Raw genomic sequence first — 23,001 nt, forward strand, 5'->3', positions numbered from 1 at the left:
TAGCTAGGATTTATTCACTGAATTATTCCCCACCCATTGTAGTAGGATTGCTTCGTTCCTCGCAATGACGAACCTGTTTAGGTTTCTCCGCCCGAAATGACGGAACTATTATTCAGTCGCTATACCCAACTCTTCCTTCACTTCCCTAATCCTGTTTGATACAGAATCCTGATAAATGGTATCCGTAGGTTTGCTCTTTTTCAATAGTTCCAAATCGAATAGTTCTCCTTTTAGCTTTTGCTTTTTTAAGGCCTCTTCTTTTAACTGAGCGATGCATTTCAAACCATCCTCCGTCATGATCCAGGAAGTGTAATCATTTTTGTCGCCTTCCTTTTCGCCGCAATCCCAGGTTCCATAATTATTTACATACCTGTATGAATCTTCTTTTAAGATCACTTTTGTTCCAACCGGAATTTCAAGATTTAACCTTACTTCCTGGTTTCTCCAAATGGTTCCTTTCCTCAATTGAAACCGCGGACTAAAAATCAGTTCCGAATCTTTCATTACATAATTGTAGCTAATGTTCTGCGCGTTTTGCAAGGCACTTTGAAAAGTTTTACCCTGCGATTCGTACTTCTGTGTTAAACGGGTAATACCGGTTTCGCTTTTGTTAATATCAATGCGGATATGGTTCGGCGAAACAAATGGTCCGTCTTCAAAATCATCAACTACAATCTGGTGGCGGTTGTTCGCATCAATGTGGTAAGCCACGCTATCTTCTTTACTGAAATATTTACTTTTATCGATGTTGATGGTATATACCGGATGAGCTTTTAAGTCGGTTGTTTGTGTTAGCTCTGCATGCTGCTTAAATTCTGATGATATTTTAGCCGCTTGATAACCTGTTATAGCTACACCAGCCAACCAGATAATTAACAGGGCAAAAGAAAGTGTTTTGTTAATGGCCTGTCTGTTAAAAGCTACCCTGATCGAGAATAACACCAAGGCTAAAATCGGTACAAAGCAAACAATAAATGCACCAAATAAAATTGCCCCCCTATTGCCTTCATTTATAATAGAAAATGGAAAGTATTCGTAAATACTGGCATCCCAAAATCCCTGAAAAGCGGCCGTACCAATAATTAAAGTAATTAAAAAGAGTACGCCAAACACAACGATGAAACCCGCAATTACTTTAAAAATAACCTTTCCGGTGCCCGAAATAAAGCGGCCCAGCCATTCGAAAAACTCTCCGATAAAATTCCCTAAACGGGCAAATATTGGCTGAGCATGTTTATTTACTTCTCCCAAGCGTTCCTTAACGGCCTGTAGCTCTTCATCTAAGTTCTTTTGGAAACCCTGAAGATTTGCAGGTTCGCCTTTCATTTCCATCCTTTCGATACGCGATTTGGCTTTTGGCATAATGATCCAGAGTATGGCATACACCAACAATCCAAATCCACCGGCAAAGCTGATCAGTAATGTAGCCAATCTAATCCATTTAGGATCAGCGTTTACATAATGTGCAATACCTGCACAAACACCCGCTACCACGCGGTCGTCCATATCGCGGTACAGTTTTTTCTCCGTGTATTGGTATTGATAGTTGTTATTGATTACAGGCTCTTCTTCACCTTCCTCTACCGTATCAAAATCCTGCACCTTGCCCATTTGCGCAATCACAGAATTTACGTTGGCCGAATCTACCACTTGTTTTTTCTGCTCTTCCAATTGCTCGGTTAACAGTTCCGCAATCCGGTTTTCGATATCCGTTACAATTTCAAGGTCATCTGCATGGTTGGCAAAATATTGTTTTACTTCGTTCAGGTAGGCCTTTAAGAGTTCGTAAGCACTTTCTTCAATATGAATAATCGTGTTCCCTATATTTATGATGATGGTCTTTTCCATTTCCTTTTTAATATTTATGAATTGGCTCCTTTTTGTGAAATACCTACAGCATAAGCCAGCTCCTGCCAGGTTTGATCTAGTTGTGATAAAATACCCCGACCATCTTCGGTTAAGGTATAATATTTACGCGGTGGACCTGAGGTAGACTCTACCCAGTTGTAGCTTAACAAACCGTTGTTTTTAAGCCTCGTTAATAATGGATATAATGTACCCTCAACCACCAATAGCTTTGCCGCCCTTAATTCGGCAATAATATCCGAAGCATATATTTCGCCCCGTGAGATGATTGATAAAACACAGTACTCCAGAATTCCCTTCCGCATTTGTGTTTGCGTATTTTCTGCTATCATAATACAAAGATATATGTTTTGTATACTACCATGCAATACATAGTACTAAAATAAATTAAAACAAGCAAGTAAATAACTCATTATCAGGTAATTAATTTTTAATAAAAATTTTATGTTTAAGGTTAAGTGAATAAAAACTAAATATTTATAGCTTTTTTTAGTAAAGCAGGGTCCTGTAATGCTCAGGTTTCTACAGTCCTGCTATCACCTATAGTCCCGATTTAGATACCCTTTAAATATAAAATATTCGATAAAATCGGGAGCTATTTGGTTCTATCAGTTTAAGGTGGGGGGCTGGTGTTACTATTAATGGTTTTTGGGATAATGCCAGAACAGTCCCTTGTAAATAAACCCGACAGAGTGGGTAGCCCGCATCCCGATTTTTCATCGGGAGAGGACTACAAGCGATGGCGGGACTGCAGAACCTATGAAAAACAGAACGTAGATTTTCGAAAAGAAGAATTACTAGTAACCGTTTTAGATTTTTTCAATTCTGCCCGTACACATGCTTGACCAGATTTCGAGGAATTAAATATACAAATACTATAGATTTAATATATTTTAATAATTTTGCAGCGTCTTAACTTATTTTCATGAAAAAATCTATTGCCAGCATTGTTGCTGAAGCAAACGAAAGCGGCGAAGGAACGCTCAAAAGAACCTTGGGCCCAATCAACCTTATTTTAATTGGCGTAGGCTTAACGCTTGGTGCAGGTTTATTCTCCATTACAGGTTTGGCAGCAGCAAATCACTCTGGCCCGGCAGTTACCCTATCTTTTGTTATTGCAGCATTGGGCTGTGGTTTTGCAGCTTTGTGTTATGCAGAGTTTGCCTCCATGATTCCTGTTGCAGGCAGCGCCTATACCTATTCTTATGCTACCATGGGCGAACTTTTCGCCTGGATTATAGGCTGGGATCTGGTATTGGAATATTCTGTTGGTTGTGCTACCGTAGCCATCAGCTGGTCGCAGTATTTAACCAAATTTTTAGCCAGCCTGCATATTTATCTCCCTCCGCAGTTAACTTTATCGCCTTTTGAAACTGCTAAACTCGCCGATGGCTCTACAGTTAATGGTATTATTAACATTCCCGCAGCATTAGTGGTGGTATTAATGACGGCCATATTAATCCGCGGCACCAAAGGCTCAGCCATTGTAAATGGGATCATTGTATTTCTTAAAGTTGGAGTGGTGTTGGTTTTTATTGCACTGGGTTGGCAATATATCGATCCTGCAAACTACCATCCATACATCCCCGAAAATACCGGAACCTTTGGTCAGTTTGGCTGGAGCGGTGTTTTACGAGGTGCTGGTTTAGTATTTTTTGTATTTATCGGCTTCGATGCTGTAGCTGCTTCGGCACAGGAAACAAAGAATCCAGCGAGAGATTTACCAATCGGCATCATTGGATCATTAGTGGTTTGTACGGTCTTATTTGGCCTGTTCGGGCATGTGATGACTGGTCTGGCCAATTATAAAGAATTTGCCAACAGTGGTGCTCCAGTAGCCATTGCCATCGAAAAAACACCTTACTCATGGTTAAGTCAGGCCATTATTTTGGCTATTTTAATCGGCTATACTTCTGTAATTTTAATCGATTTAATGGCGCAATCGCGAATGTTCTACTCCATTAGTAAGGATGGATTATTGCCAAAGATGTTTTCTGATGTACATACTAAATTTAAAACACCTTACAAATCGAACATTATACTTTGTGTATTTATTGGACTTTTTGCTGCATTTGTCCCCATGAATGTGGTTGGCGAAATGACAAGCATTGGTACCTTGTTGGCCTTTTTAATGGTTTGTGTTGGCATCTTGATCTTAAGAAAAACAGATCCCGAAGCTAAACGTCCATTTAGAGTCCCTTTTGTACCTTTAATTCCTATTTTAGGCATTTTAACCTGTATTGCCATGATGGTATTTCTACCTTGGGAAACCTGGGTTAGACTAGCGGTGTGGTTAATTATTGGCTTAGCTATTTACTTTTGGTACGGTAAAAAGAATAGTAAATTAAAAACCCAGGAAGACAATGCAGCGCAATAGCTAATAAACTCATTATTATACACATAGCACGCTTAAGCTGTTTGATTTTCTATACAGTTTAAGCGCCTATTTATCACACAATTGTATTTTAAAAAGCATAAATATCAGTCGAATAATAAAAAAGCACAAGTTATTAACAATTCAACATTTTTCTTAGCTTTTGGCTTGGGATTTGCCCTAACAAGATTAACCCTATTAAACTCATTCCTATGCTTATTAAATTAGACACATCCGTTTTCAGGCTTTCCAGACACAAAGCAGAAAGCGAAAAAAAAAGTGTTACACCACTTACAAGAGCGCAATGGATTACTGCCGATAGAATCGTAATAGCAGCGATATTTATTGCAACAATTGTTGGCGCAATCTTATTTTAATTTCCGATGGTTGATCAAAAATCTTCAGAAATCATTTCCTTGTTCATCACCACTGCGGCCATTGTTCCTGCAGCTGTAATGATAGATAGCGACCTGAATAGGGTTGCACAATCTCCTGCGGCATAAACGCCTTTGGCAGTGCTTTGCTGCTGCTCATCTACTTTTATTGTTTTTAAATCTGTTAATTCAAAACCGAGCTGTTCATGGAAATTGAGATGTTGCTCAACATCAGATTTTACATATATAGCTTTTAAAGCCAATTTTTCGCCGTCCTTAAAAACAACATCTTTGAGATAGCCATTGTTGTGCAGCAACTCAACAACCTCATCTTCTATAATGGTGATTGATTTAGATTTCAATTTTTCAGCCTGCTCGGCGCTTAGTTGCGATTTACCGTTGGTTAAAATCGTTAAATCTTTGTTCCAAAGGTGTAGGTTTTTGGCCATCTCAAATGCATGCTCACCATTCATTAACAGGCCTATTTTTTCATTCTTCACCTCGTAACCATGACAATAAGGACAGTGTATAGCAGAAATAGCCCAGCACTCAGCCAAACCTTTAATATCAGGCAGCACATCTTTTAAACCTGTGGCCAACAATATTTTTCGTGTAGTAAAATTTTCGCCGTTTTCTACGCCAACATTAAAACCTCCATCTATTTGTTTGGTCGAAGTAGCTTTCCCTTCCAAAAATCTAATAGTTGGATATTTCAATACTTCGGCCTTCGCAGCTTTAGAAATATCCGCAGGCTTATGGCCATCGTGCGTTAAAAAATTATGCGAATGCGGGGTTTGCCTGTTGCAAGGTTTACCAGCATCGATTACCAATACATTTCTGGTTGACCTACCCAGAGTTAAAGCAGCAGATAAGCCAGCGTAGCTTCCACCAATTATGATTACATCAAAATCCATATCTAAATCTTTTACTACAAAGATCCGAAATGAATTATCAAACGCAACATTATTGCATTAAATGAATGTCATTTTTATTTTCGGAAGATTGTAGCCTTAATAAAGCCACCATAATACAAGCGCTCCTCAACAGTCAGATAACTGGCTTTGAGGAAGTAAGGATTCATATCGATAAGCTGATGCGCTTCTACTATATCCAGTAATTTAAAAAAGCCATACATCGATCTGAGCAACAACCATTTCCACCAGTTCCCGTTGGTTTTGTTGAGCGAAAAATCGACCAGGAACCATAATCCATCTTTCTTTAAATACTCATTTAACTGTTCAAACACCTTTGCAGCGCGTTGTTCCGCAAAGTTATCAAACAGAAAGGGCGTTAAAATTGCATCAAATAATACATCAGTTTTAAAATCCTCAATACCAATATTTACAAATTCAACGTGATTATTTTTATAGTTTCGTTTTTGAGAAAGCGCAATCATTTTAGCAGATATTTCTACATAAACAATCTTTAATCCGGTACAAATCTTCGAGAGCTCTTCCAGAATCCATCCTGTTCCACCACCTACAATCAATATACTGTTACCCTCCTGAATATATGGAAGTTGATTGATCTGCGCATTAACCTGCGATTTAAAAAACACCAAACGGCTTAAAGCATCATAATGACCAGCAATTTTATCGTAGTTGTTATTCATTGGTTAACTGTTTAATTGTTGAAATTGGTTAATTGACATACCACCGATTAACCAGTTAACCGATTTAAACAATTAACCCCTATCGCACAAACTGCATCCCGATTATTCCACATATCGCCTTAAACAAAATAAGTCCATCAATTACCATCAGATAATAAAGGATGTTTTTTCTTCGGTGCATGGAATAGGCCACGTAAATGGTCATGATAAAAGGCAACACGTTAAATAAAACCTGTGGCCATCCAAAACCTTTGTAACGCGCAAATATACCTAAAGAAACTAAACCTATAATCAGCAATGGAATCAGGATACTGAAAATTGTTCTGCGCAGACCATAACGTACTACGAATGTTCTTAAATGTTTATTGGCATCGGTTGGATAATCCTTAATATCAAAAATGATTGCATTTACGGTGCAGAACATCCAGTTTTTAATAAATAGCCAGGTCCACAGTACAGAATCATGGTAGCCAACCCCAGTTTCAATTTTAAGCATAATCAACGGCAGCACATTGGCACAGCAGGCCCATACAAAACCGATTACAAAAGCTTTTAACCAGCCTGTGTTCCGCAGATTAAATTGGAGGAAAGATCTGGGCAACAAACCATAGTATAATCCTCCTGCAATGATGATAATGAATATAGCTACCCAATAACCGATTGGCAGGGCTAGAATATGCTGAAAGTTTTGATAAAGCAGGTTTATAGCCAACAGCATACAGATAATAAAAAGTATAGCCTGACTCCAGTTGATGAATGTTTTATGTTTGAAATACCATTGATTGCGTGGGTTAGTTGCAGATGGTTTGATAGAAACCTTGTTGTAAGCGTAAGTATAATAGATGGTTGGCGCTAGAAACAACAGCAGGTAATAATTTAAAGAGTTAAGTGGCAACCTCAATTGGAAAGTAGCTTCGAGCGTTAAGGCAACAGCTAAAATGCCCACGAAGTAGTTTCCAAAAAAAATGAACCTGATAACTTTACCAAACATTTACCGCAATTTTTCAACTGGCAATTTCGGATATATAATTGAATAAGGTAAATAATATTGGTTAAAATAATTGATGCTCGTTATTGGCACCTAATAGTATTGTTTGGCAATTTAACTCAAAATTGTCATTCTGAACGCAGTGAAGAATCTTTAGGGAGCGATCTTGGACTTCAAAGGAAAGGAATCAATCACAGGTGGTATTTTTAGGCGTCAAGGATTCTTCACTGCGTTCAGAATGACAGCACAAAAAAAGCCTTTTAGTTGTACTGAAAGGCTTCAGTGGGAAATGATCCCGATCCGAATCGGGACGCCTCCCTCGGTATAAAGGAGGTGCTATAAACCAATTGATGCAATCAATTTTTCTATCATAACCCTACTTTTCCATTTTTTGATCTGGCTTTCCTTAATCCTTGCATCTCTTAAGTTATCGAAAATCTCGAACCATACAATAAACCAATCGCCAGTATGTCCGGTAAAACCTGAATGGTTGGTATTGTGTTTTTTAACCGTTCCGTTAGGATTAATAGTAGAACCGATATAATATTTATCGCTAATTTTGGAGAAAAGAATATAAGTATAAAATATCTTTAATAATTATCATTTATTTCGGGATGTCTATTGTTTTTAGAAATCTTAATAGGACGGTGATTTCTATAAGAATAAAAAAAAGTCTTCAATATTATTGAAGACTTTTAGGTGTGGGAAATGAGGGGTTCGAACCCCCGACCCCCTCGGTGTAAACGAGGTGCTCTGAACCAGCTGAGCTAATTTCCCTATTGGATGTATTTCAAAGTTTTATAAAAAAGCCTTTCAGTTGTGCTGAAAGGCTTGGTGGGAAATGAGGGGTTCGAACCCCCGACCCCCTCGGTGTAAACGAGGTGCTCTGAACCAGCTGAGCTAATTTCCCTTTTATAATTTTGTCAAACTTAATGTCCCATCCTCCGTTTGGGAATGCAAATATAGCGCTATAAAACTGTTCTGCAAATCTTTTTTTCTTTTTTTTCAACTTAATAAAGTTTCGAGGATTTTGTGCGATTGTACCACCCCGAACGACGCCGTATGTAAGGTATAGAAAACCAATATCTTATCTAACAGAAATCGTCGCTGCGTGTTGCTCATTTTTATTTCAGAAATTTTTTCGAGTGGTGTATTAAAAAGCGAAATAAACCCGATGGCATCTTCTAATAGGAGATAATTGGAGTGGATTGGCAGTCTGGAAGTAAACTCTCCCTCCTGCAGATCGAAATAAATCTGGTCGTTTCTTCTTTTCTCATTAGGCGAAAAACCTAAAAAACGGGTAAGTTTTAATAAAAACGACAAATGAAAATTGGGATTGATCTCTTCAATTTCATCAAACCAGGCAATCGAATTAAAAATATAATCGAATAAACTCTCATCGGCTGATTGTTGCCTGATGCTTTTATACAATACCTCATTTAAAAAAATAACGATACTGGTTTTAATCATATCGTAAGGGATGCTTTTAAAAACAGGCGTTTGCCGAACTTCAGATATCCTTTGAATATTGGTATTTGCTTTATGATAAACCACCATATCCAACAAATGGAGCGATTGCAGCATGTTCATCTTAATCTTCGCTTTTGGCTTTTTAACGCCATTAATGAGATAAGACTGCATGCCGAATTTATCGGTAAGCACCTGCACTACTACACTGCTTTCACTGTAATTGGTGGTCTTTAAAACAATGCCTCTAACTTTGTGCAACATCAGGTTAAAACATTTTTTTCAAAAGTATGTTATTTGTGCAAATTTAATTGCGCAAAAAGTAATCACGTTTTACAAATAAGATTAGTTTTGCCGTTAATATTATTATTAAACTAAGCTGCACATGTGGGTTAAGCTATCGAGATTCATTCTTCAGAACCGTATCGCAATCATCGTATTTTTTTTATTAGGTACAATTTTCATGGCTTATCAGGCCAAAAATGTAAAACTCTCCTATACAGGAAGTAAAATTCTGCCCGTTACCGATAGTGCATTCGTAAAATACAACGCCTTTAAAAAGACCTTTGGCGAAGATGGAAGTGTAATGGTGGTGGGAATACAATCGCCTGATATTTTTAAAAAAGAAGTTTACAACCAATGGGTCCAGCTTTCTAACGATATTCAGAAATTAAAAGGCATTAAACAGGTTTTATCATCAGGAAGGATTTTTCAACTGGAAAAAGATACTGTAAACCAAAAATTTGTTTTAAAGCCGCTTCCTGGTGGTTTGGTTAAAACTGACACTGAGATGGATTCGATCAAGAACACCATTTATAGCAATCCTTTTTTCGAAGGACTGGTTTACAACCGTCAGAATGCCACCTTAATGGCTATTACTTTTGACACTAAAATCTTAAATACTGCTGAGCGTAACCCTATTTTAAAAGAAATTGAAGCCAAAGCCAAAGCTTTCCAGGCCGCAACAAAGATACAGGTACATATTTCAGGTTTACCTTATATCCGTACCGCGGTAAGTAAATTGGTAAGTAACGAATTTGTATTGTTTTTGGGCTTATCTATTTTGGTTTCTGCGCTAATCTTATTGTTTTTCTTCAAGAAATTTTATGCCGTATTCTTCCCTATTTTAGTGGTTGTGATGGGTGTTATCTGGAGTATCGGCACATTGGTACTATTTGGTTTCGAACTTACTATTTTAACAGGGCTGATTCCACCGCTTATTGTGATCATCGGTATTCCAAACAGTATTTTGTTACTGAATAAATACCAGAATGAACTTAGAAAAGACGGCGATAAACAACGTGCTTTGAGCGTAACCATAGAAAGAATTGCCATCACAACGCTAATTGCGAACATTACCGCAGCCATTGGCTTTGGTGTATTGTATTTTACAGGCAGTGAGCTATTGATGCAATTTGGCAGTGTAGCCTCTATAAACGTAATGATTACCTGGTTAATGTGTTTATGTTTAATTCCAATTATCTTCAGTTATTTGCCAGCGCCTAAACTTAAGGCACAAAACCACATTGAAGAAGGATTTTTGCATAAATTATTAGTCAAAACCGATACGCTGGTGCAGCACAAAAGTGGATTGATTTATATGGGAACGATTATCATATCCATCATTGCCTTTATTGGTGTGATGAAAATCAATGTTAATGGTTATGTGGTTGATGATCTGCCTAAAAACTCCGAAATTTTAACGGATTTAAAGTTCTTTGAGAAAAATTTCGAAGGTATTTTACCCTTAGAAGTAAGCGTAGATACGAAGAAAAAGAACGGCGTTTTCAATTTAACCAATCTGAAAAGAATGGAAAAACTGGAAAAAATGATTTCTTCCTATCCTGAGTTTTCGCGTTCTATTTCGGTTAATATGGGCTTAAAGTATGCTACCCAAGCCTTTTATAATAATGATTCTACCTTTTTTCGTTTACCGGATAATTTAGAAAAGAATTTTATCCTGGCCTACATTGCCAATGGCGGTAAAGGAAATGCAAGTTTGTTAACCAACTTTATCAGCAAGGGTAATCAGAGTACAAGGATCAGTTTTCAAATGGCTGATGTTGGCTCAAAACGTTTAGACGCCATTATGGCCGAATTGAAACCGCGTATCGACAGTATTTTGCCCCCATCTAAATTTGATGTAGAACTTACGGGATCGAGCATTATCTTTTCTAAAGGAACGGATTATATGTTAAAGCATTTAGTAGAAAGTATAGCCCTTGCCATTGTATTGATTTCCCTTTTAAGGTTGGCACAATTTAAGAGTTTGGGTATTATGTTTATTTCACTGTTGCCCAACATTGTTCCGCTAATTATTACCGCAGGGATTATGGGTTATTTTGGAATTTCCTTAAAACCTTCAACCATATTAATTTTTACCATTGCATTTGGTTTAGCTTCCGATCAGACCATTTATTTCTTAACCCGTTACCAGCAGGAATTAAACCTGACCAATTTCAGCGTACCTAAAGTAATTACAGATACAATTACGGAAACAGGCGTGAGCATGACACACATCGCCTTAATCTTATTCTTCGGCTTCGGAATTTTTACGGCATCTACTTTCGGAGGAACGGTAGTACTTGGCCTGCTCCTATCCATAACCTTATTGGTCGCTTTAATTTTCAATTTAACTTTATTACCAGCACTGGTATTATGGTTAGATAAAAAGAAAGTAAGGAAACTGGTATCTGATGAAGAATCGGCAAGGAATGCTGGTGAGTTTGACCATTAATCAGTTGGGAGTTTTCAGTTTGGAGTTCAGGGTGCCTAATCTGAAACAGAATAAATACCATTCATTGCCTTGGGTTTAAACCCAAGGCAATTTTATTTTAGATAAAAATTCTCCCATGGTTCGTGTCCTCACGAACCATCAGTTATGTTTTCGGTCCGTGGAGACACATACCGAGGCATGGGGATCAGGATGACGATCGCGTAAGAAAAAGTAGCAAATAACAGCCCCTCTATAACAAAAATATAAGTCAGCTATAGATCCATTAATCTACAAAATCACCAATCCCACATTCCAACCCAACCATCCCGTATATCTCGGATCGTTAAAAGAGAAATCTTTATGTTTTTCCTGCAACAATCCAAATTCACCAATTTTGGTGTTTTGTTTGGTGTAATAAACATTAACCGATGGACCGCCTTGTACGGCCAGCCATTTATTTATCCTGATATTTATTGGCAGCTCAAATTTATTCAGCAGATTGAGGTAATCCCAGCTCCCCTGGTAAACATACTGGCTACTTATTTCTGGGTTTAAAGAAACGCTTTTAAACAATTTCATTTCCTTTCCAAAACCTAAGCCGCCGGTATATATTTTCTCAGCTGATTTTTTGTTCGTGCCAAACATTAACATATTGTATAAACGTTTGCTGCCACCTTTATAAGCCACATTAAAATTAGTGCTTTCATTGGTACTGAAACTAAATTTATGATAACCTTTTAATGCAATATTGATCAACCCAATTGAATAACCATCATTTTCATTTGAAACATTTAATATCCCAATTTGGGCTCCTTTTAAATTTTTAGCGTAATTAATTGCGCCAATCTGCAATCCACTAGCAGTTTGTCCGGTAAAATTTGTGAGCGTGGCCAGGTTTACACCACTGCTTTCTTTATTGATGTTGGCAATGCCGCCAATCTGTATTCCACTTGTTCTACCGCTTACTACATTACCTCCAACTCCAATTTGAACACCCTTGGTATCTTTGCTAACCAAGTTTAAAGCCCCAGTTTGAAAGCCTTTTAAGGTTCCGCCTATGGCATTAAGACCTAAGGAAAGTTGTATACCTTTTACATCCTCATTAACGCGGTTATAAATTCCACCTAATTGAAAACCTTCGAAACTCTTACCTACGCGGTTATAAGCCAAGGCGATCTGAGCCGCCCTAACATCGCCTATAACATAATTAAACAGGCCAGCAATCTGCGCTCCACGAACATCCCCCCCGACTAGATTAAAGGCCCCAGCAAATTGAAAATACTGCACATTACTCTTGTCAATATTAAAAACAAAACCAATTTCTCCTCCATCTACCCCTGCGCTATAAGCGCCAATAACATTAAGCGAAAATTTATTCACCACCTGGCCGCTTAATGAGCCATGTGAGTTTAAACTAGGAATAAGCGAAAACTGAAACGGGGCTTTTGAGATAAAACCACCGATATTGATCGACTGGATTTTTTGTTGTGCGGTAACCAAAGCATTACCAAGCCAGGTATTTTCTATATCGCCCAAATTGCCGCTGATAAACCTTTCTCCTGGATTTTCTTTTTTATTGGTAATGTTCACCTCGGCCAGAAAATGGGTAACGGTCGATTTATAATTTTCTTTACTTACTGTTAGCGATATAGGCTGTGTAATGTTTTTTAACCGCATCGAAAAATAACCGTTCCCATCCGATATTTCGGAAACCAACAGGTTTCGTTCATAAATACTGGCATCTTGGATTGGTTTATTGGTCTGTTTATCTACAACCTGGCCCGTAATGGTATAAAGTTCGGGATTACCGACCGATTCGTTAACCAGCAAAACCAGTTCGAGCGGTGCATACCTGATTATTACAAAATTACCCGATTGGCGGTATTCGAACCTATGATTTAATATTTTATCCAGTGTTTCGGCAATATTCAGGTTATTTTCGTGGATACTGATCAAACTATCTACCGGCAATATATTGCTGTTGTAAGAAAACCTGAAGCCACCTTTCTCTTCTATCATCGCCAATACAGCACTCAATTTTTGCTGTTCAATATTAAGTGAGATATTTCTGGATAGATTGGATTGTGCTTTTATTAAGGAACTGAAAAAAAGGAGAAAAATAACAGTTATTCTGAGCGTACGCATTGGTTTTTATTTAAGTTTAATTATACCCTGCCCATACTCTATTTTTATTTTAAAAGTTTCGGCAATCACATTCAAGGTTTCTTTAAGCGATTCGTTTTTAAAGGTTGTGCTTATAGGAAGTGTTTTTAATGCAGGATTTGCAATAACGATATTGGATTTAAATTTTTGATTAAGTACGGCAACTAGTTCGCTAAGCGGTGTGCCATCACAAACCAATTCATTCGAATAATAGTAATTATACAACTTACCCTGATTTTCTCCTTTAGATAAATGCCGCTGATTTTGACTTACTTCTACCTTCTCTCCAGCAGTTAAACGTACACTATCATTTCGGTTGTTCACCTTAACGACTCCACTTTCTACAATTACGACAACAGCTGCCCCATCGCTTTTTACATTAAACGCGGTGCCTACAACAGTTACCTGAACATCGTTAACACTAATGATAAATGGTTTCGACTTATCGGCGCTAACTTTAAAAAAAGCTTCACCCCTTAGTTTAACATCGCGGGTTTTATTAAAAAATCCTCCCACGAAAGAAAGTTCAGATTGTTTATTCAGGATTGCTGTGGAACCGTCGGGCAATACCTGCGTTAAAGTATTTTTGCCACTATTTACGTTTATTTTACTACCGATTAAATTGTTGTATAAAAATAATCCGACGCTAAAAAATATAAATACCACAGCAACCCAACGTAAAATAAATGTATAGCTGATTGTTTTTTTTTCGGTTTCTAAACGGACATTTAACCGATCTAAAGCCTGATGCTCGTCAATTCCAAGATCAATCTGCAGTTTACTTTTCTCTAGTATCGTCCTGCAATCTTCTAACTGTTTCAAGTGATCAGGATTTGATGCTGCCCACGCTTCAACCTGCTTACTTTCGGGCACAGTAGCCTCTCCAAGCAAGTATTTTGCAAGCAAATCATCGTTAATAGGTGTATAGTTTTTATCCATGGGCTTATTTCAATAAAATAAAAATGAGGATTAAAAAATCTACTACCCTAAGGCGCAAAATTTTTAAGGCCTTCCCCATCTGGTTTTCTACCGTTTTGATAGAAATATTTAGTGCATCGGCAATTTCCTGATATTTCATCTGGTCGAACCGGCTCAACTGAAATACATTTCTGCATTTTTCGGGCAGCTCATTTATTGCCAGATGGATATTCCTTTGCAGTTCTGTTGCCATGATCTCTGTATTTAAGTTTCCTGTATCGTTTTTCACGGCATCGGCATAGTGAACATTAAAATTCGATCTCACTTTTTGATGTTTGAGGTAGTTTAAACTTTCGTTGTGCACCGAACGATAAAGGAGTGGTTTTAAAAACCCATCTGTTTTAAGTTGCGCTCTCTTCGTCCAGATGCGCACAAACACATTCTGAACAATTTCTTCGGCATCATCTTTTTCTTTGATTATCGCAAAAGCATAGGCATGCAGGTTTTTGAAATGCTTTAAAAACACTTCGTCGAAAGCCTGTTTATTACCGCTTTTAATTAATCCGATAAGATTGGTATCCTTATTTTCCAAACTTGTTAATGATGTTTCTATTTTTATATTAACCACAGATGGACACTGATAAACACGGATGCGGGTTAGTCATTTACATAACTCAGCGAAAGCGTCTTCGACTACGCTGAGACTGGCCAACGCTTTGTTTAAGCCAACATCTTTTTAGACAAAACACTATCTGTGTTTATCCTTTTTATCTGTGGTTAATATTTAATTGCTATGTTGTTAAAATCGCTTTCAATTTACGCCTAATTATAATTTCTTTTAAAAAGCCCGGTATAATTTTATCCAACACCACCAAAAAACGATTTGCAAAACCCGGTATAATTTCTTTTTTCCCTTTCAACATACCATCCATTGCTGTTTTCGCAACATAATCGGCTTCTAAAATCGTCGCTTTTGCAAAACCCTTTAATTCATTGTTCATTACCAACAGTTCGGGTTTCGTATTAATGCCACCAGGACTAAGTAAACTAATGTGCACATTTGTACCGCTTAATTCGAGCTGCAAACAACGGGTAAAATAACCGATAAAAGATTTGGTTGCCCCATAAACCTGTTTTTTTGGAACGATAAAATGTCCGCCTAAACTGCCAACATTTAAAATATAGCTTGCCTCACTTTTATCGATATGATTTAAAAATAACCGAGTAAGCAAAACGGTATTGGTAATATTGAGGTCGATCTGTGTTCTGTAAAAATCGACATTTTTATCTTCAAACCAACTCCAGTTCCCTAAACCCGCATTATTGATCAAAACATTCACCTCGATGTTATGAGCGCTTAATTTTTCAAAAATTTCGCTTGCGGAAGTGTTTTTGGTCAAATCCATTTCGATACAAAATACCTTACTGTTAAAGTTTACACGCAGGTAATTTGCTAAATGCTCCAGCCCACTATTGGGTAACGAAACCAACACCAAACCTAAACCACGTTTGGCCGATTCGATAGCGAAAGATTTCCCCAAGCCCTCGCTTGCACCTGTAATTAATACGCTTAGTTCTTTCATGTATATTAGTTGTTTTTAGCCACAGTTTTACACAGATGAACACGGATTTGGTTGCCAAGCCTCAAAAATCCTACCCGTGTGCATGCTCTTTATCTCCCGAAAATCGGGACTGGTTGTGGTTAATGCATTTAATTATGTTTAAAGTGATTAATGGTTTTACCTAAACCTATTGCAAAAGGCGTTATCCGATAATTTAGTTCGGCAATGGCTTTATTGCTCGAATATTGCTGATTACATTTTAACCTATCGGCAAACTCTGGCAGAAAAAATGGGGTAAGGTTAAAAAATTTCGATTTTAAAGCCTCCAGCAAACTGTAAGCTTTAATAATGTCTACCGGGATTTTATACAAACTTCTTTTTTCACCTGTGATCTGTCTTAATGTGCTAAAAAACCCATTAAAAGAAACATCAACACCGCCCAAAATATACCGTTCGCCATTCCTGCCATTTTGCATGGCTGCAATATGTCCATCTACCACATCATCTACAAAAGCATAATTAGCAATCGCCTTTCCATCGCCAGGAATAAAATGCCATGTACCCTTTATATAACCCGTAACCATTTTACTAACCGTATTACTATCAGTTATCGGTCCGTCGCCGTATACTCTTGATGGGTTCACAATTACCACTTCCAATCCCTTTTTTACAAATTCTTTCACCTCTAATTCAGCGAGGTATTTTGTGCGTTCATAGTTGATCGGGAAGCCGACTGCCCTTGGGTCGTTTTCTGAAACCGGCAGATTAAGTGTTGGTCCCCACACCCCGCAAGTTGAGGTATGTACAACTTTTTCTATACCCAATTTTAATGCACAGCTGAGCACATTTCTTGTTCCAATTACATTCACATCGTAAAAATCCTGCTCATTCCGGCACCACATTTTGGCCATGGCTGCCGTATGGTAAACCTGATAACAATCTTTCATGGCTCTTTCTAAACTTTCAGGATCCAAAACATCACCTTTTACAAACTGGATATTTCGGTGCTGAATAAGAAAGGGATGCTTGACATTTCTACAAAGTGCTACTACATCGTAGCCCATCTCTGCAAGGGTAAAACTTAACTTTCGGCCGATAAAGCCTGATGCCCCCGTAACCAAAACCCTCAGGTATTTATTTGCTACTGTTTCCATATTAAACCCTTTCCATTCTAATGGTGTACAAGGAGTGATTTACAACTACCAGTTTACATATTCCGTTTTCAAAATGGTAGTCGTTATAATTCCCATCGGGAAGATTAATCCGATACTGGTGTGCCCCGTTTCTCTGAATGGGAATAAAACACTGAAAGTTATCTGAGTAAATTTCGGGGATATTAACAGGCTCTTTAGTATACAAGAGCATCATATTATAACTGATGGGCTGATTTATTGTACTGGTTTTATCGCTGGTTTTAAGTTGGTAAACATTATTTACCCAGCTCGTTTTCTTAGCCTCTTTTGCATTGCCATTTACTACCCGATTTACATTTGAGCAAAGGAGTTTGCCATTTTTAAAATGTGCTACATCTTCCGTTTCTACATCAATTTTGAAAACGAAACGGGTTTGTACTTTCGAAGTTATTTTTAGATAAACATTATCGCCATCGTCTTTCTGCTGGAAATACATCTGGCCGATTACTTCGCCATTACGCTTGATGTTAAATTTACTTTGCTGTGCAAAAGCTGATGAAAATGAACAGATAAGAAAGAGCACCGAAGCAACACTTTTCGGATTGATTGGGCTTTTGGAAGAGAATGTTTTGTAGGTTTTTGGAGCAAAATATTTCTTGCAGAGCCAAATAATTAATGCAGGAATCATAGTTATCTCTATTTGTTATTTAGAGCTAATACAACTCACAGGAAATTTACCCCTACGTGGATTTTATTTTTTTTATGGCTTGGGTTTAAACCCAAAGGCTATGAGGTAAGGTTTATTCGGATGCAGGCTTTTTATCCTCTTCATCTACCGGAACTTCGACCGTTGGATCGGTAATGATTTCGGCATTACCATCATTATCCTTTTTGGCAAATAAAATGGGATACAACAGCCACAGCGCACCAATAATAACCAGCACCCCTGCCAACATCTGTAAATAGATACTTCCTATTACCTCATTTGCATCCAAAATTTTATAGGCAATAAAAGAAAGTATGCCAGCTATGAGGATAAAAACGGCTTTCTGCAATTTTAAGAGCTTAATCATGGGTTCTTTCTTTTTAGTGTTACAATATGGATTAAAACAAAAATAAGCCCGATTAGTTCGAGCAAGCCGCAGAAATAAAAAGCATAAAGTACAAAATCCCGGTCTGAAGGGTTTATTACCGCAACAATTGGCAAGGCAATTACGGCAACAATCATCAATGTAAGCCCGATATTAAATAATTTCACATTAAAAGTATTTACATCAAAACTACCAAAATTCAGTCAATTCTGTTAACTTTGCAACCTTTAATTTTTTGAGGTACTTGATTGATGTATAGCGAATTTAAACAATTGGAACTTGCCAAAATAGGGCAAGAAATACTGGATTTTTGGAAAAAGGAAAATATCTTTGAAAAAAGTATTTCTTCCCGTCCTAAATCTAATCCGTTTACTTTTTACGAAGGCCCACCGTCTGCTAATGGCATGCCGGGGATCCACCACGTAATGGCGCGTGCAATTAAGGATATTTTTTGCCGCTATAAAACAATTAAGGGTTATCAGGTTAAAAGAAAAGCTGGTTGGGATACACATGGGCTACCTGTTGAGCTTGGAACTGAAAAGGAATTAGGGATTACCAAAGAAGATATTGGTAAAACCATTTCCATTGAAGACTATAACGAAGCCTGTAAAAAAACAGTAATGCGCTACACTGATGTGTGGAACGACCTGACTGAAAAAATGGGCTATTGGGTAGATATGGATGATCCATACATTACCTATAAGTCGAAATACATGGAATCGGTGTGGTGGCTTTTGAAGCAGATTTACGATAAAGGATTAATCTATAAAGGCTATACTATCCAACCCTATTCTCCAAAAGCCGGGACAGGATTGAGTTCGCATGAGGTAAATCAGCCTGGTGCGTATCGCGATGTTACCGATACGACAATTGTAGCTCAATTTAAGGCTATAGCGGATACGTTACCTCCTTTTTTACAAGCATTTGGAGATGTTTATCTGATGGCATGGACAACAACTCCATGGACTTTACCATCAAACACTGCTTTAACGGTTGGACCAAAAATCGACTATGTTTTAGTCAAAACGTTTAACCAATACACATTCTTGCCAACAAATGTAATTTTGGCAAAAAACCTGGTTGGCAAGCAGTTTAGTAAAGTTTTCTTTGAAAGCAATGAAGTTGAAGATTTTACAAATTTTAAAGCTGGTGACAAAAAAATTCCTTACCAAATACTTGCCGAGTGCAAAGGAAGCAAGTTGGTTGGCATTAGATACGAACAACTTTTAACTTACGCCTTACCATACCAAAATCCTGAAAATGCATTTAGAGTAATTCCTGGAGATTTCGTAACTACTGAGGATGGTACCGGTATTGTTCATACTGCCCCTACTTTTGGTGCAGATGATGCTAAAGTAGCTAAAGAAGCCATTCCAGAAGTACCACCAATGTTGGTATTAGACGAGAATGACACCCCTGTTCCATTAGTAGATTTACAGGGTAAATTCACTAAACATGTTGGCCCTTTTGCAGGCAAATATGTAAAAAACGAATATTATAATGCTGCCGAAGCACCCGAAAAATCGGTTGATGTAGAAATTGCTATTTTATTAAAAGAAGAAAATAAAGCTTTTAAGGTAGAAAAATATGTTCACAGTTACCCACACAGTTGGAGAACTGATGAGCCACTTTTATATTATCCTTTAGATTCATGGTTTATTAAAGTTACGGATGTTAAAGACAGAATGTTCGACCTTAATGAAACCATTAACTGGAAACCAAAATCGACTGGCGAGGGTCGTTTTGGAAACTGGCTAAAAAACGCTAACGATTGGAATTTATCACGTTCGAGATATTGGGGAATTCCTTTGCCAATCTGGAGAACTGAAGATAAAAAAGAAGAAGTATTAATTGGTTCTGTTGAGGAACTTTATCACGCCATTGAAAAATCTATAACAGCTGGTTTCCAGAAAGAAAACCCTTTTAAGGGATTCGAAATCGGAAACATGTCTGAAGAGAACTATGATTTGATCGACTTACATAAAAATGTGGTCGACAAAATTATTTTAGTATCTCCATCAGGCAAACCAATGAGCCGCGAAAGTGATTTAATTGATGTTTGGTTTGACTCAGGTGCTATGCCTTACGCGCAGTGGCATTACCCTTTTGAAAACAAAGAAACAATTGATGGAAATGAAGATTTCCCTGCAGATTTTATTGCCGAAGGCGTAGACCAAACGCGTGGCTGGTTTTATACGCTACATGCGATCTCTACATTGGTTTTTGATAAAGTAGCGTACAAAAATGTAGTTTCGAATGGACTGGTACTAGACAAAAACGGACAAAAAATGTCTAAACGTTTGGGCAATGCCGCTGATCCATTCCAAACCATTAACGAATATGGTGCTGATGCAACTCGTTGGTACATGATTTCTAATGCAAATCCTTGGGATAACCTGAAATTTGACATTGATGGAATTGCCGAAGTGCGACGTAAATTCTTCGGAACACTTTACAATACCTATGCTTTCTTTGCCCTATACGCCAATATCGATAAATTCGAGATTGATAAAAACAACCTGAGCAAAGTTGAAGACAGGACGGAATTAGACCGTTGGATTTTATCGTTATTGCAAACCTTAATCAATGAAGTTGATGAAAGTTACAACACTTACGAACCAACGAAAGCTACCCGCGCTATTCAGGCTTTTGTTGATGAACATTTGAGTAACTGGTACATCAGGTTAAGTCGCCGCCGTTTCTGGAAAGGCGAAATGACCGATGATAAACGTGCTGCTTACGAGACATTATATACTTGTTTAGAAACCTTGGCACAGTTGATGAGTCCGGTTGCGCCTTTCTTTGCCGACTGGTTATACAGAAACTTAACTGTAACTGATGCACACGCAGAACAGTCGGTACATTTAACTTTATGGAAAGAGGCCGATCAAAGTTTGATTGATACCGATTTGAACGAGCGTATGCTTTACGCCCAGGATATTTCATCGATGGTTTTATCGCTGCGTAAAAAATCGGGCATTAATGTGCGTCAACCTCTTGAGAAAATCTTAATCCCATCTTTAAGTAGTGATTTCGAGCAAAAAATATCAAAGGTTGCCGATTATATCCTTTCTGAAACGAATGTAAAACATATTGAGTTCATTACCGATACGCATGGTATCGTGAAGAAAAAGCTTAAACCAAACTTTAAATCCTTGGGTAAAAAAGTTGGAAAAGATATGGGCTTAGTTAAACAGGCTTTAGAAAATTCAAATCAGGATGATATCCAACGTTTAGAAAATGATGGTTTCATAATCGTAGTTGGCAATAATGGTGAAGAATTTACCATCAATTTAAATGATGATGTAGAAGTTTTTGCGGAAGACATTCCGGGATGGCAGGTAACCAACCTGGGCAGTTTAACTGTTGCTTTGGATGTTACCATCTCAGAAGAGCTGAAACAAGAAGGTATTTCGCGCGAATTGGTTAACCGTATTCAGAACTTGCGAAAAGAATTAAATTTTGAAGTAACAGATAGGATTAAAGTTTCGTTACAAAATGATAACTTGGTAGCCGGCGCAGTTGCCAAAAACAAGGATTACATTTGCTCGGAAATATTGGCCGATGAATTTGAATTAACGGATACTGTAAATAATGCAAACAAAATTGTCATCGACGATGTTGAGTTAAGCATTTCAGTAACTAAAATATAAATCCATATATTAGAAAATTAGAAAAAGGACATGGAAAACAGCAACAAAACACGCTACTCAGACAGTGAATTACAAGAATTTAAAGAATTAATTCAAGATAAATTACGTATGGCGAAAGAGGAATTAAACTCTTTAACTACTTCTTTGAGTAATCCAAACGCAAACGGAACAGAAGATACTTCAGGTGCGTACAAAACATTAGAAGACGGTTCTGCAACAATGGAAAAAGAGCAGATCAATCAATTAGCTGCACGTCAGAAAAAATTTATAGACAACCTTGAGAATGCATTGGTGCGTATCGAGAACAAAACTTATGGTATTTGCCGCGAAACCGGAAAATTAATCCAAAAAGAACGTTTACGTGCTGTTCCTCATGCAACTTTAAGCATGGAAGCTAAATTAAAGCAGAGTTAATGAAAGGCTATACAAAACCTTTAATTGTTATCTTTTTAGTTTTACTGGCCGATCAGCTGGTAAAAACCTGGGTTAAAACGCACATGTACCTTGGTCAGGAGTTCCATATTATTGGCAAATGGTGTATTATCCATTTTACCGAAAATAACGGGATGGCCTTTGGGATGGAGTTTGGTGGTGAATTTGGCAAGTTAGCCTTATCACTTTTCCGTATTGCAGCTGTTGCAGGAATTGGTTATGGCTTACATTATCTAATTAAGCATAAATATCACCGCGGTTTAATTCTAAATGTTGCGCTGATTTTTTCTGGCGCACTAGGAAACATTATCGATTCTGTATTTTACGGAAAGATTTATGGTTACGAAAACTGGTTTCACGGTCGTGTAGTAGACATGTTCTACTTCCCGATTGCAGAAGGCCACTTCCCTACCTGGGTACCCATTTGGGGAGGCGAAGAGTTTGTTTTCTTCAGGCCTGTTTTTAACCTTGCTGACGCAGCCATTTCAGTTGGCGTGATACTGATCCTCATCTTCCAGAAAAACTATTTTAAGGAAGATGTAAAAGACGATGTGAGCATCAACAGTGAGATTGTAGAAGATTAAGCAAGCGGATTCGTCATGCTGAACTTGATTCAGTATCTTAAGCATTTGAATATACAAAGCCCATTTTT

At 37.7% G+C, this 23,001-nt stretch carries 21 protein-coding genes and 2 tRNA genes; 6 read left to right on the forward strand and 17 right to left on the reverse strand.

The window, feature by feature from the left end:
- Nucleotides 1-108: 108 nt before the first annotated feature.
- Nucleotides 109-1,848 (reverse strand): PspC domain-containing protein, encoded by a 1,740-nt coding sequence (locus EYS08_RS20780; protein WP_131031913.1) that lies wholly within the window; start codon nucleotides 1,846-1,848, stop codon nucleotides 109-111.
- A gap of 14 nt (nucleotides 1,849-1,862) precedes the next feature.
- The gene (locus EYS08_RS20785; protein WP_055903176.1) at nucleotides 1,863-2,198 is read right to left on the reverse strand and encodes a PadR family transcriptional regulator; all 336 of its coding nucleotides are present in this window, start codon (nucleotides 2,196-2,198) and stop codon (nucleotides 1,863-1,865) included.
- A gap of 593 nt (nucleotides 2,199-2,791) precedes the next feature.
- Between EYS08_RS20785 and EYS08_RS20790 the strand changes: the two genes are divergently transcribed.
- Nucleotides 2,792-4,243 (forward strand): amino acid permease, encoded by a 1,452-nt coding sequence (locus tag EYS08_RS20790; protein ID WP_131031914.1) that lies wholly within the window; start codon nucleotides 2,792-2,794, stop codon nucleotides 4,241-4,243.
- 209 nt (nucleotides 4,244-4,452) lie between these two features.
- Nucleotides 4,453-4,617, forward strand: coding sequence for a hypothetical protein (locus EYS08_RS25865; RefSeq protein ID WP_165456533.1), 165 nt, complete (start codon nucleotides 4,453-4,455; stop codon nucleotides 4,615-4,617).
- A 14-nt stretch (nucleotides 4,618-4,631) separates the two neighbouring features.
- Here EYS08_RS25865 and EYS08_RS20795 read toward each other — a convergent pair whose 3' ends face one another.
- The 7 genes from EYS08_RS20795 to recO form a co-directional block, all read right to left on the reverse strand.
- Nucleotides 4,632-5,528, reverse strand: coding sequence for an NAD(P)/FAD-dependent oxidoreductase (locus EYS08_RS20795; RefSeq protein ID WP_131031915.1), 897 nt, complete (start codon nucleotides 5,526-5,528; stop codon nucleotides 4,632-4,634).
- A 74-nt stretch (nucleotides 5,529-5,602) separates the two neighbouring features.
- Entirely contained in the window at nucleotides 5,603-6,226 is a 624-nt protein-coding gene (locus tag EYS08_RS20800; protein ID WP_131031916.1) for a class I SAM-dependent methyltransferase, read from the reverse strand.
- Nucleotides 6,227-6,305: 79 nt separating this feature from the next.
- Nucleotides 6,306-7,217 carry a UbiA prenyltransferase family protein gene (locus tag EYS08_RS20805; RefSeq protein WP_131031917.1) on the reverse strand — a complete coding sequence of 304 codons (912 nt, stop codon included), beginning with the start codon at nucleotides 7,215-7,217 and terminating at the stop codon, nucleotides 6,306-6,308.
- A gap of 333 nt (nucleotides 7,218-7,550) precedes the next feature.
- A complete protein-coding gene (locus EYS08_RS26695; RefSeq protein ID WP_131031937.1) occupies nucleotides 7,551-7,802 on the reverse strand; it encodes a GIY-YIG nuclease family protein in 252 nt (83 codons plus the stop codon).
- A gap of 114 nt (nucleotides 7,803-7,916) precedes the next feature.
- Nucleotides 7,917-7,991 (reverse strand) — tRNA-Val (locus EYS08_RS20815).
- A gap of 55 nt (nucleotides 7,992-8,046) precedes the next feature.
- Nucleotides 8,047-8,124, reverse strand: a tRNA-Val gene (locus EYS08_RS20820).
- A gap of 95 nt (nucleotides 8,125-8,219) precedes the next feature.
- The gene (recO, locus tag EYS08_RS20825) at nucleotides 8,220-8,945 is read right to left on the reverse strand and encodes a DNA repair protein RecO (RefSeq protein WP_131031918.1); all 726 of its coding nucleotides are present in this window, start codon (nucleotides 8,943-8,945) and stop codon (nucleotides 8,220-8,222) included.
- A 121-nt stretch (nucleotides 8,946-9,066) separates the two neighbouring features.
- On the opposite strand from recO, the gene EYS08_RS20830 reads away from it, so the two are divergent.
- A complete protein-coding gene (locus EYS08_RS20830; RefSeq protein WP_244216008.1) occupies nucleotides 9,067-11,418 on the forward strand; it encodes an efflux RND transporter permease subunit in 2,352 nt (783 codons plus the stop codon).
- Between the two features lie 267 nt (nucleotides 11,419-11,685).
- On the opposite strand, the gene EYS08_RS20835 is transcribed toward EYS08_RS20830, so the two are convergent.
- The 8 genes from EYS08_RS20835 to EYS08_RS20870 all read right to left on the reverse strand — a co-directional run bounded on the left by EYS08_RS20835 (nucleotide 11,686) and on the right by EYS08_RS20870 (nucleotide 18,431).
- The gene (locus EYS08_RS20835; protein WP_131031919.1) at nucleotides 11,686-13,542 is read right to left on the reverse strand and encodes an STN and carboxypeptidase regulatory-like domain-containing protein; all 1,857 of its coding nucleotides are present in this window, start codon (nucleotides 13,540-13,542) and stop codon (nucleotides 11,686-11,688) included.
- Between the two features lie 6 nt (nucleotides 13,543-13,548).
- Nucleotides 13,549-14,499, reverse strand: coding sequence for a FecR family protein (locus EYS08_RS20840; RefSeq protein WP_131031920.1), 951 nt, complete (start codon nucleotides 14,497-14,499; stop codon nucleotides 13,549-13,551).
- A gap of 4 nt (nucleotides 14,500-14,503) precedes the next feature.
- On the reverse strand, nucleotides 14,504-15,070 hold the full coding sequence (locus EYS08_RS20845) for an RNA polymerase sigma-70 factor (protein WP_208745921.1): 567 nt from the start codon (nucleotides 15,068-15,070) through the stop codon (nucleotides 14,504-14,506).
- A 199-nt stretch (nucleotides 15,071-15,269) separates the two neighbouring features.
- Nucleotides 15,270-16,061: an SDR family NAD(P)-dependent oxidoreductase gene (locus EYS08_RS20850; RefSeq protein ID WP_131031921.1), complete on the reverse strand. Its 792-nt coding sequence runs from the start codon at nucleotides 16,059-16,061 to the stop codon at nucleotides 15,270-15,272.
- 128 nt (nucleotides 16,062-16,189) lie between these two features.
- A complete protein-coding gene (locus EYS08_RS20855) occupies nucleotides 16,190-17,194 on the reverse strand; it encodes an SDR family NAD(P)-dependent oxidoreductase (RefSeq protein ID WP_131031922.1) in 1,005 nt (334 codons plus the stop codon).
- Between the two features lies 1 nt (nucleotide 17,195).
- On the reverse strand, nucleotides 17,196-17,861 hold the full coding sequence (locus EYS08_RS20860; RefSeq protein ID WP_131031923.1) for a DUF6134 family protein: 666 nt from the start codon (nucleotides 17,859-17,861) through the stop codon (nucleotides 17,196-17,198).
- Nucleotides 17,862-17,973: 112 nt separating this feature from the next.
- Nucleotides 17,974-18,246 carry an isoleucyl-tRNA synthetase gene (locus tag EYS08_RS20865; RefSeq protein ID WP_208745922.1) on the reverse strand — a complete coding sequence of 91 codons (273 nt, stop codon included), beginning with the start codon at nucleotides 18,244-18,246 and terminating at the stop codon, nucleotides 17,974-17,976.
- On the reverse strand, nucleotides 18,243-18,431 hold the full coding sequence (locus EYS08_RS20870; RefSeq protein WP_131031924.1) for a hypothetical protein: 189 nt from the start codon (nucleotides 18,429-18,431) through the stop codon (nucleotides 18,243-18,245). Before EYS08_RS20870 ends, EYS08_RS20865 begins: the two co-directional genes overlap by 4 nt.
- Nucleotides 18,432-18,515: 84 nt before the next feature.
- Between EYS08_RS20870 and ileS the strand changes: the two genes are divergently transcribed.
- The 3 genes from ileS to EYS08_RS20885 are packed head-to-tail and all read left to right on the forward strand — an operon-like array spanning nucleotide 18,516 to nucleotide 22,933.
- Nucleotides 18,516-21,917 carry an isoleucine--tRNA ligase gene (ileS, locus tag EYS08_RS20875; RefSeq protein WP_131031925.1) on the forward strand — a complete coding sequence of 1,134 codons (3,402 nt, stop codon included), beginning with the start codon at nucleotides 18,516-18,518 and terminating at the stop codon, nucleotides 21,915-21,917.
- Nucleotides 21,918-21,947: 30 nt separating this feature from the next.
- A complete protein-coding gene (locus tag EYS08_RS20880; RefSeq protein WP_025144123.1) occupies nucleotides 21,948-22,331 on the forward strand; it encodes a TraR/DksA family transcriptional regulator in 384 nt (127 codons plus the stop codon).
- Nucleotides 22,331-22,933 carry a lipoprotein signal peptidase gene (locus EYS08_RS20885; RefSeq protein WP_131031926.1) on the forward strand — a complete coding sequence of 201 codons (603 nt, stop codon included), beginning with the start codon at nucleotides 22,331-22,333 and terminating at the stop codon, nucleotides 22,931-22,933. The genes EYS08_RS20880 and EYS08_RS20885 overlap by 1 nt, the downstream gene beginning before the upstream one ends.
- The last annotated feature ends 68 nt before the right edge of the window (nucleotides 22,934-23,001 follow it).

Origin of the sequence: Pedobacter kyonggii, from assembly GCF_004310665.1 — a bacterium.
GTDB classification, from domain to species: domain Bacteria; phylum Bacteroidota; class Bacteroidia; order Sphingobacteriales; family Sphingobacteriaceae; genus Pedobacter; species Pedobacter kyonggii.

Bases quoted from the DNA above. Each gene is read 5' to 3' on its own strand.
- EYS08_RS20780 (WP_131031913.1), bottom strand. From the start codon at position 1,848: ATGGAAAAGACCATCATCATAAATATAGGGAACACGATTATTCATATT.
- EYS08_RS20785 (WP_055903176.1), bottom strand. From the start codon at position 2,198: ATGATAGCAGAAAATACGCAAACACAAATGCGGAAGGGAATTCTGGAG.
- EYS08_RS20790 (WP_131031914.1), top strand. From the start codon at position 2,792: ATGAAAAAATCTATTGCCAGCATTGTTGCTGAAGCAAACGAAAGCGGC.
- EYS08_RS25865 (WP_165456533.1), top strand. From the start codon at position 4,453: ATGCTTATTAAATTAGACACATCCGTTTTCAGGCTTTCCAGACACAAA.
- EYS08_RS20795 (WP_131031915.1), bottom strand. From the start codon at position 5,528: ATGGATTTTGATGTAATCATAATTGGTGGAAGCTACGCTGGCTTATCT.
- EYS08_RS20800 (WP_131031916.1), bottom strand. From the start codon at position 6,226: ATGAATAACAACTACGATAAAATTGCTGGTCATTATGATGCTTTAAGC.
- EYS08_RS20805 (WP_131031917.1), bottom strand. From the start codon at position 7,217: ATGTTTGGTAAAGTTATCAGGTTCATTTTTTTTGGAAACTACTTCGTG.
- recO (WP_131031918.1), bottom strand. From the start codon at position 8,945: ATGTTGCACAAAGTTAGAGGCATTGTTTTAAAGACCACCAATTACAGT.
- EYS08_RS20830 (WP_244216008.1), top strand. From the start codon at position 9,067: ATGTGGGTTAAGCTATCGAGATTCATTCTTCAGAACCGTATCGCAATC.
- EYS08_RS20835 (WP_131031919.1), bottom strand. From the start codon at position 13,542: ATGCGTACGCTCAGAATAACTGTTATTTTTCTCCTTTTTTTCAGTTCC.
- EYS08_RS20840 (WP_131031920.1), bottom strand. From the start codon at position 14,499: ATGGATAAAAACTATACACCTATTAACGATGATTTGCTTGCAAAATAC.
- EYS08_RS20850 (WP_131031921.1), bottom strand. From the start codon at position 16,061: ATGAAAGAACTAAGCGTATTAATTACAGGTGCAAGCGAGGGCTTGGGG.
- EYS08_RS20855 (WP_131031922.1), bottom strand. From the start codon at position 17,194: ATGGAAACAGTAGCAAATAAATACCTGAGGGTTTTGGTTACGGGGGCA.
- EYS08_RS20860 (WP_131031923.1), bottom strand. From the start codon at position 17,861: ATGATTCCTGCATTAATTATTTGGCTCTGCAAGAAATATTTTGCTCCA.
- EYS08_RS20865 (WP_208745922.1), bottom strand. From the start codon at position 18,246: ATGATTAAGCTCTTAAAATTGCAGAAAGCCGTTTTTATCCTCATAGCT.
- ileS (WP_131031925.1), top strand. From the start codon at position 18,516: ATGTATAGCGAATTTAAACAATTGGAACTTGCCAAAATAGGGCAAGAA.
- EYS08_RS20880 (WP_025144123.1), top strand. From the start codon at position 21,948: ATGGAAAACAGCAACAAAACACGCTACTCAGACAGTGAATTACAAGAA.
- EYS08_RS20885 (WP_131031926.1), top strand. From the start codon at position 22,331: ATGAAAGGCTATACAAAACCTTTAATTGTTATCTTTTTAGTTTTACTG.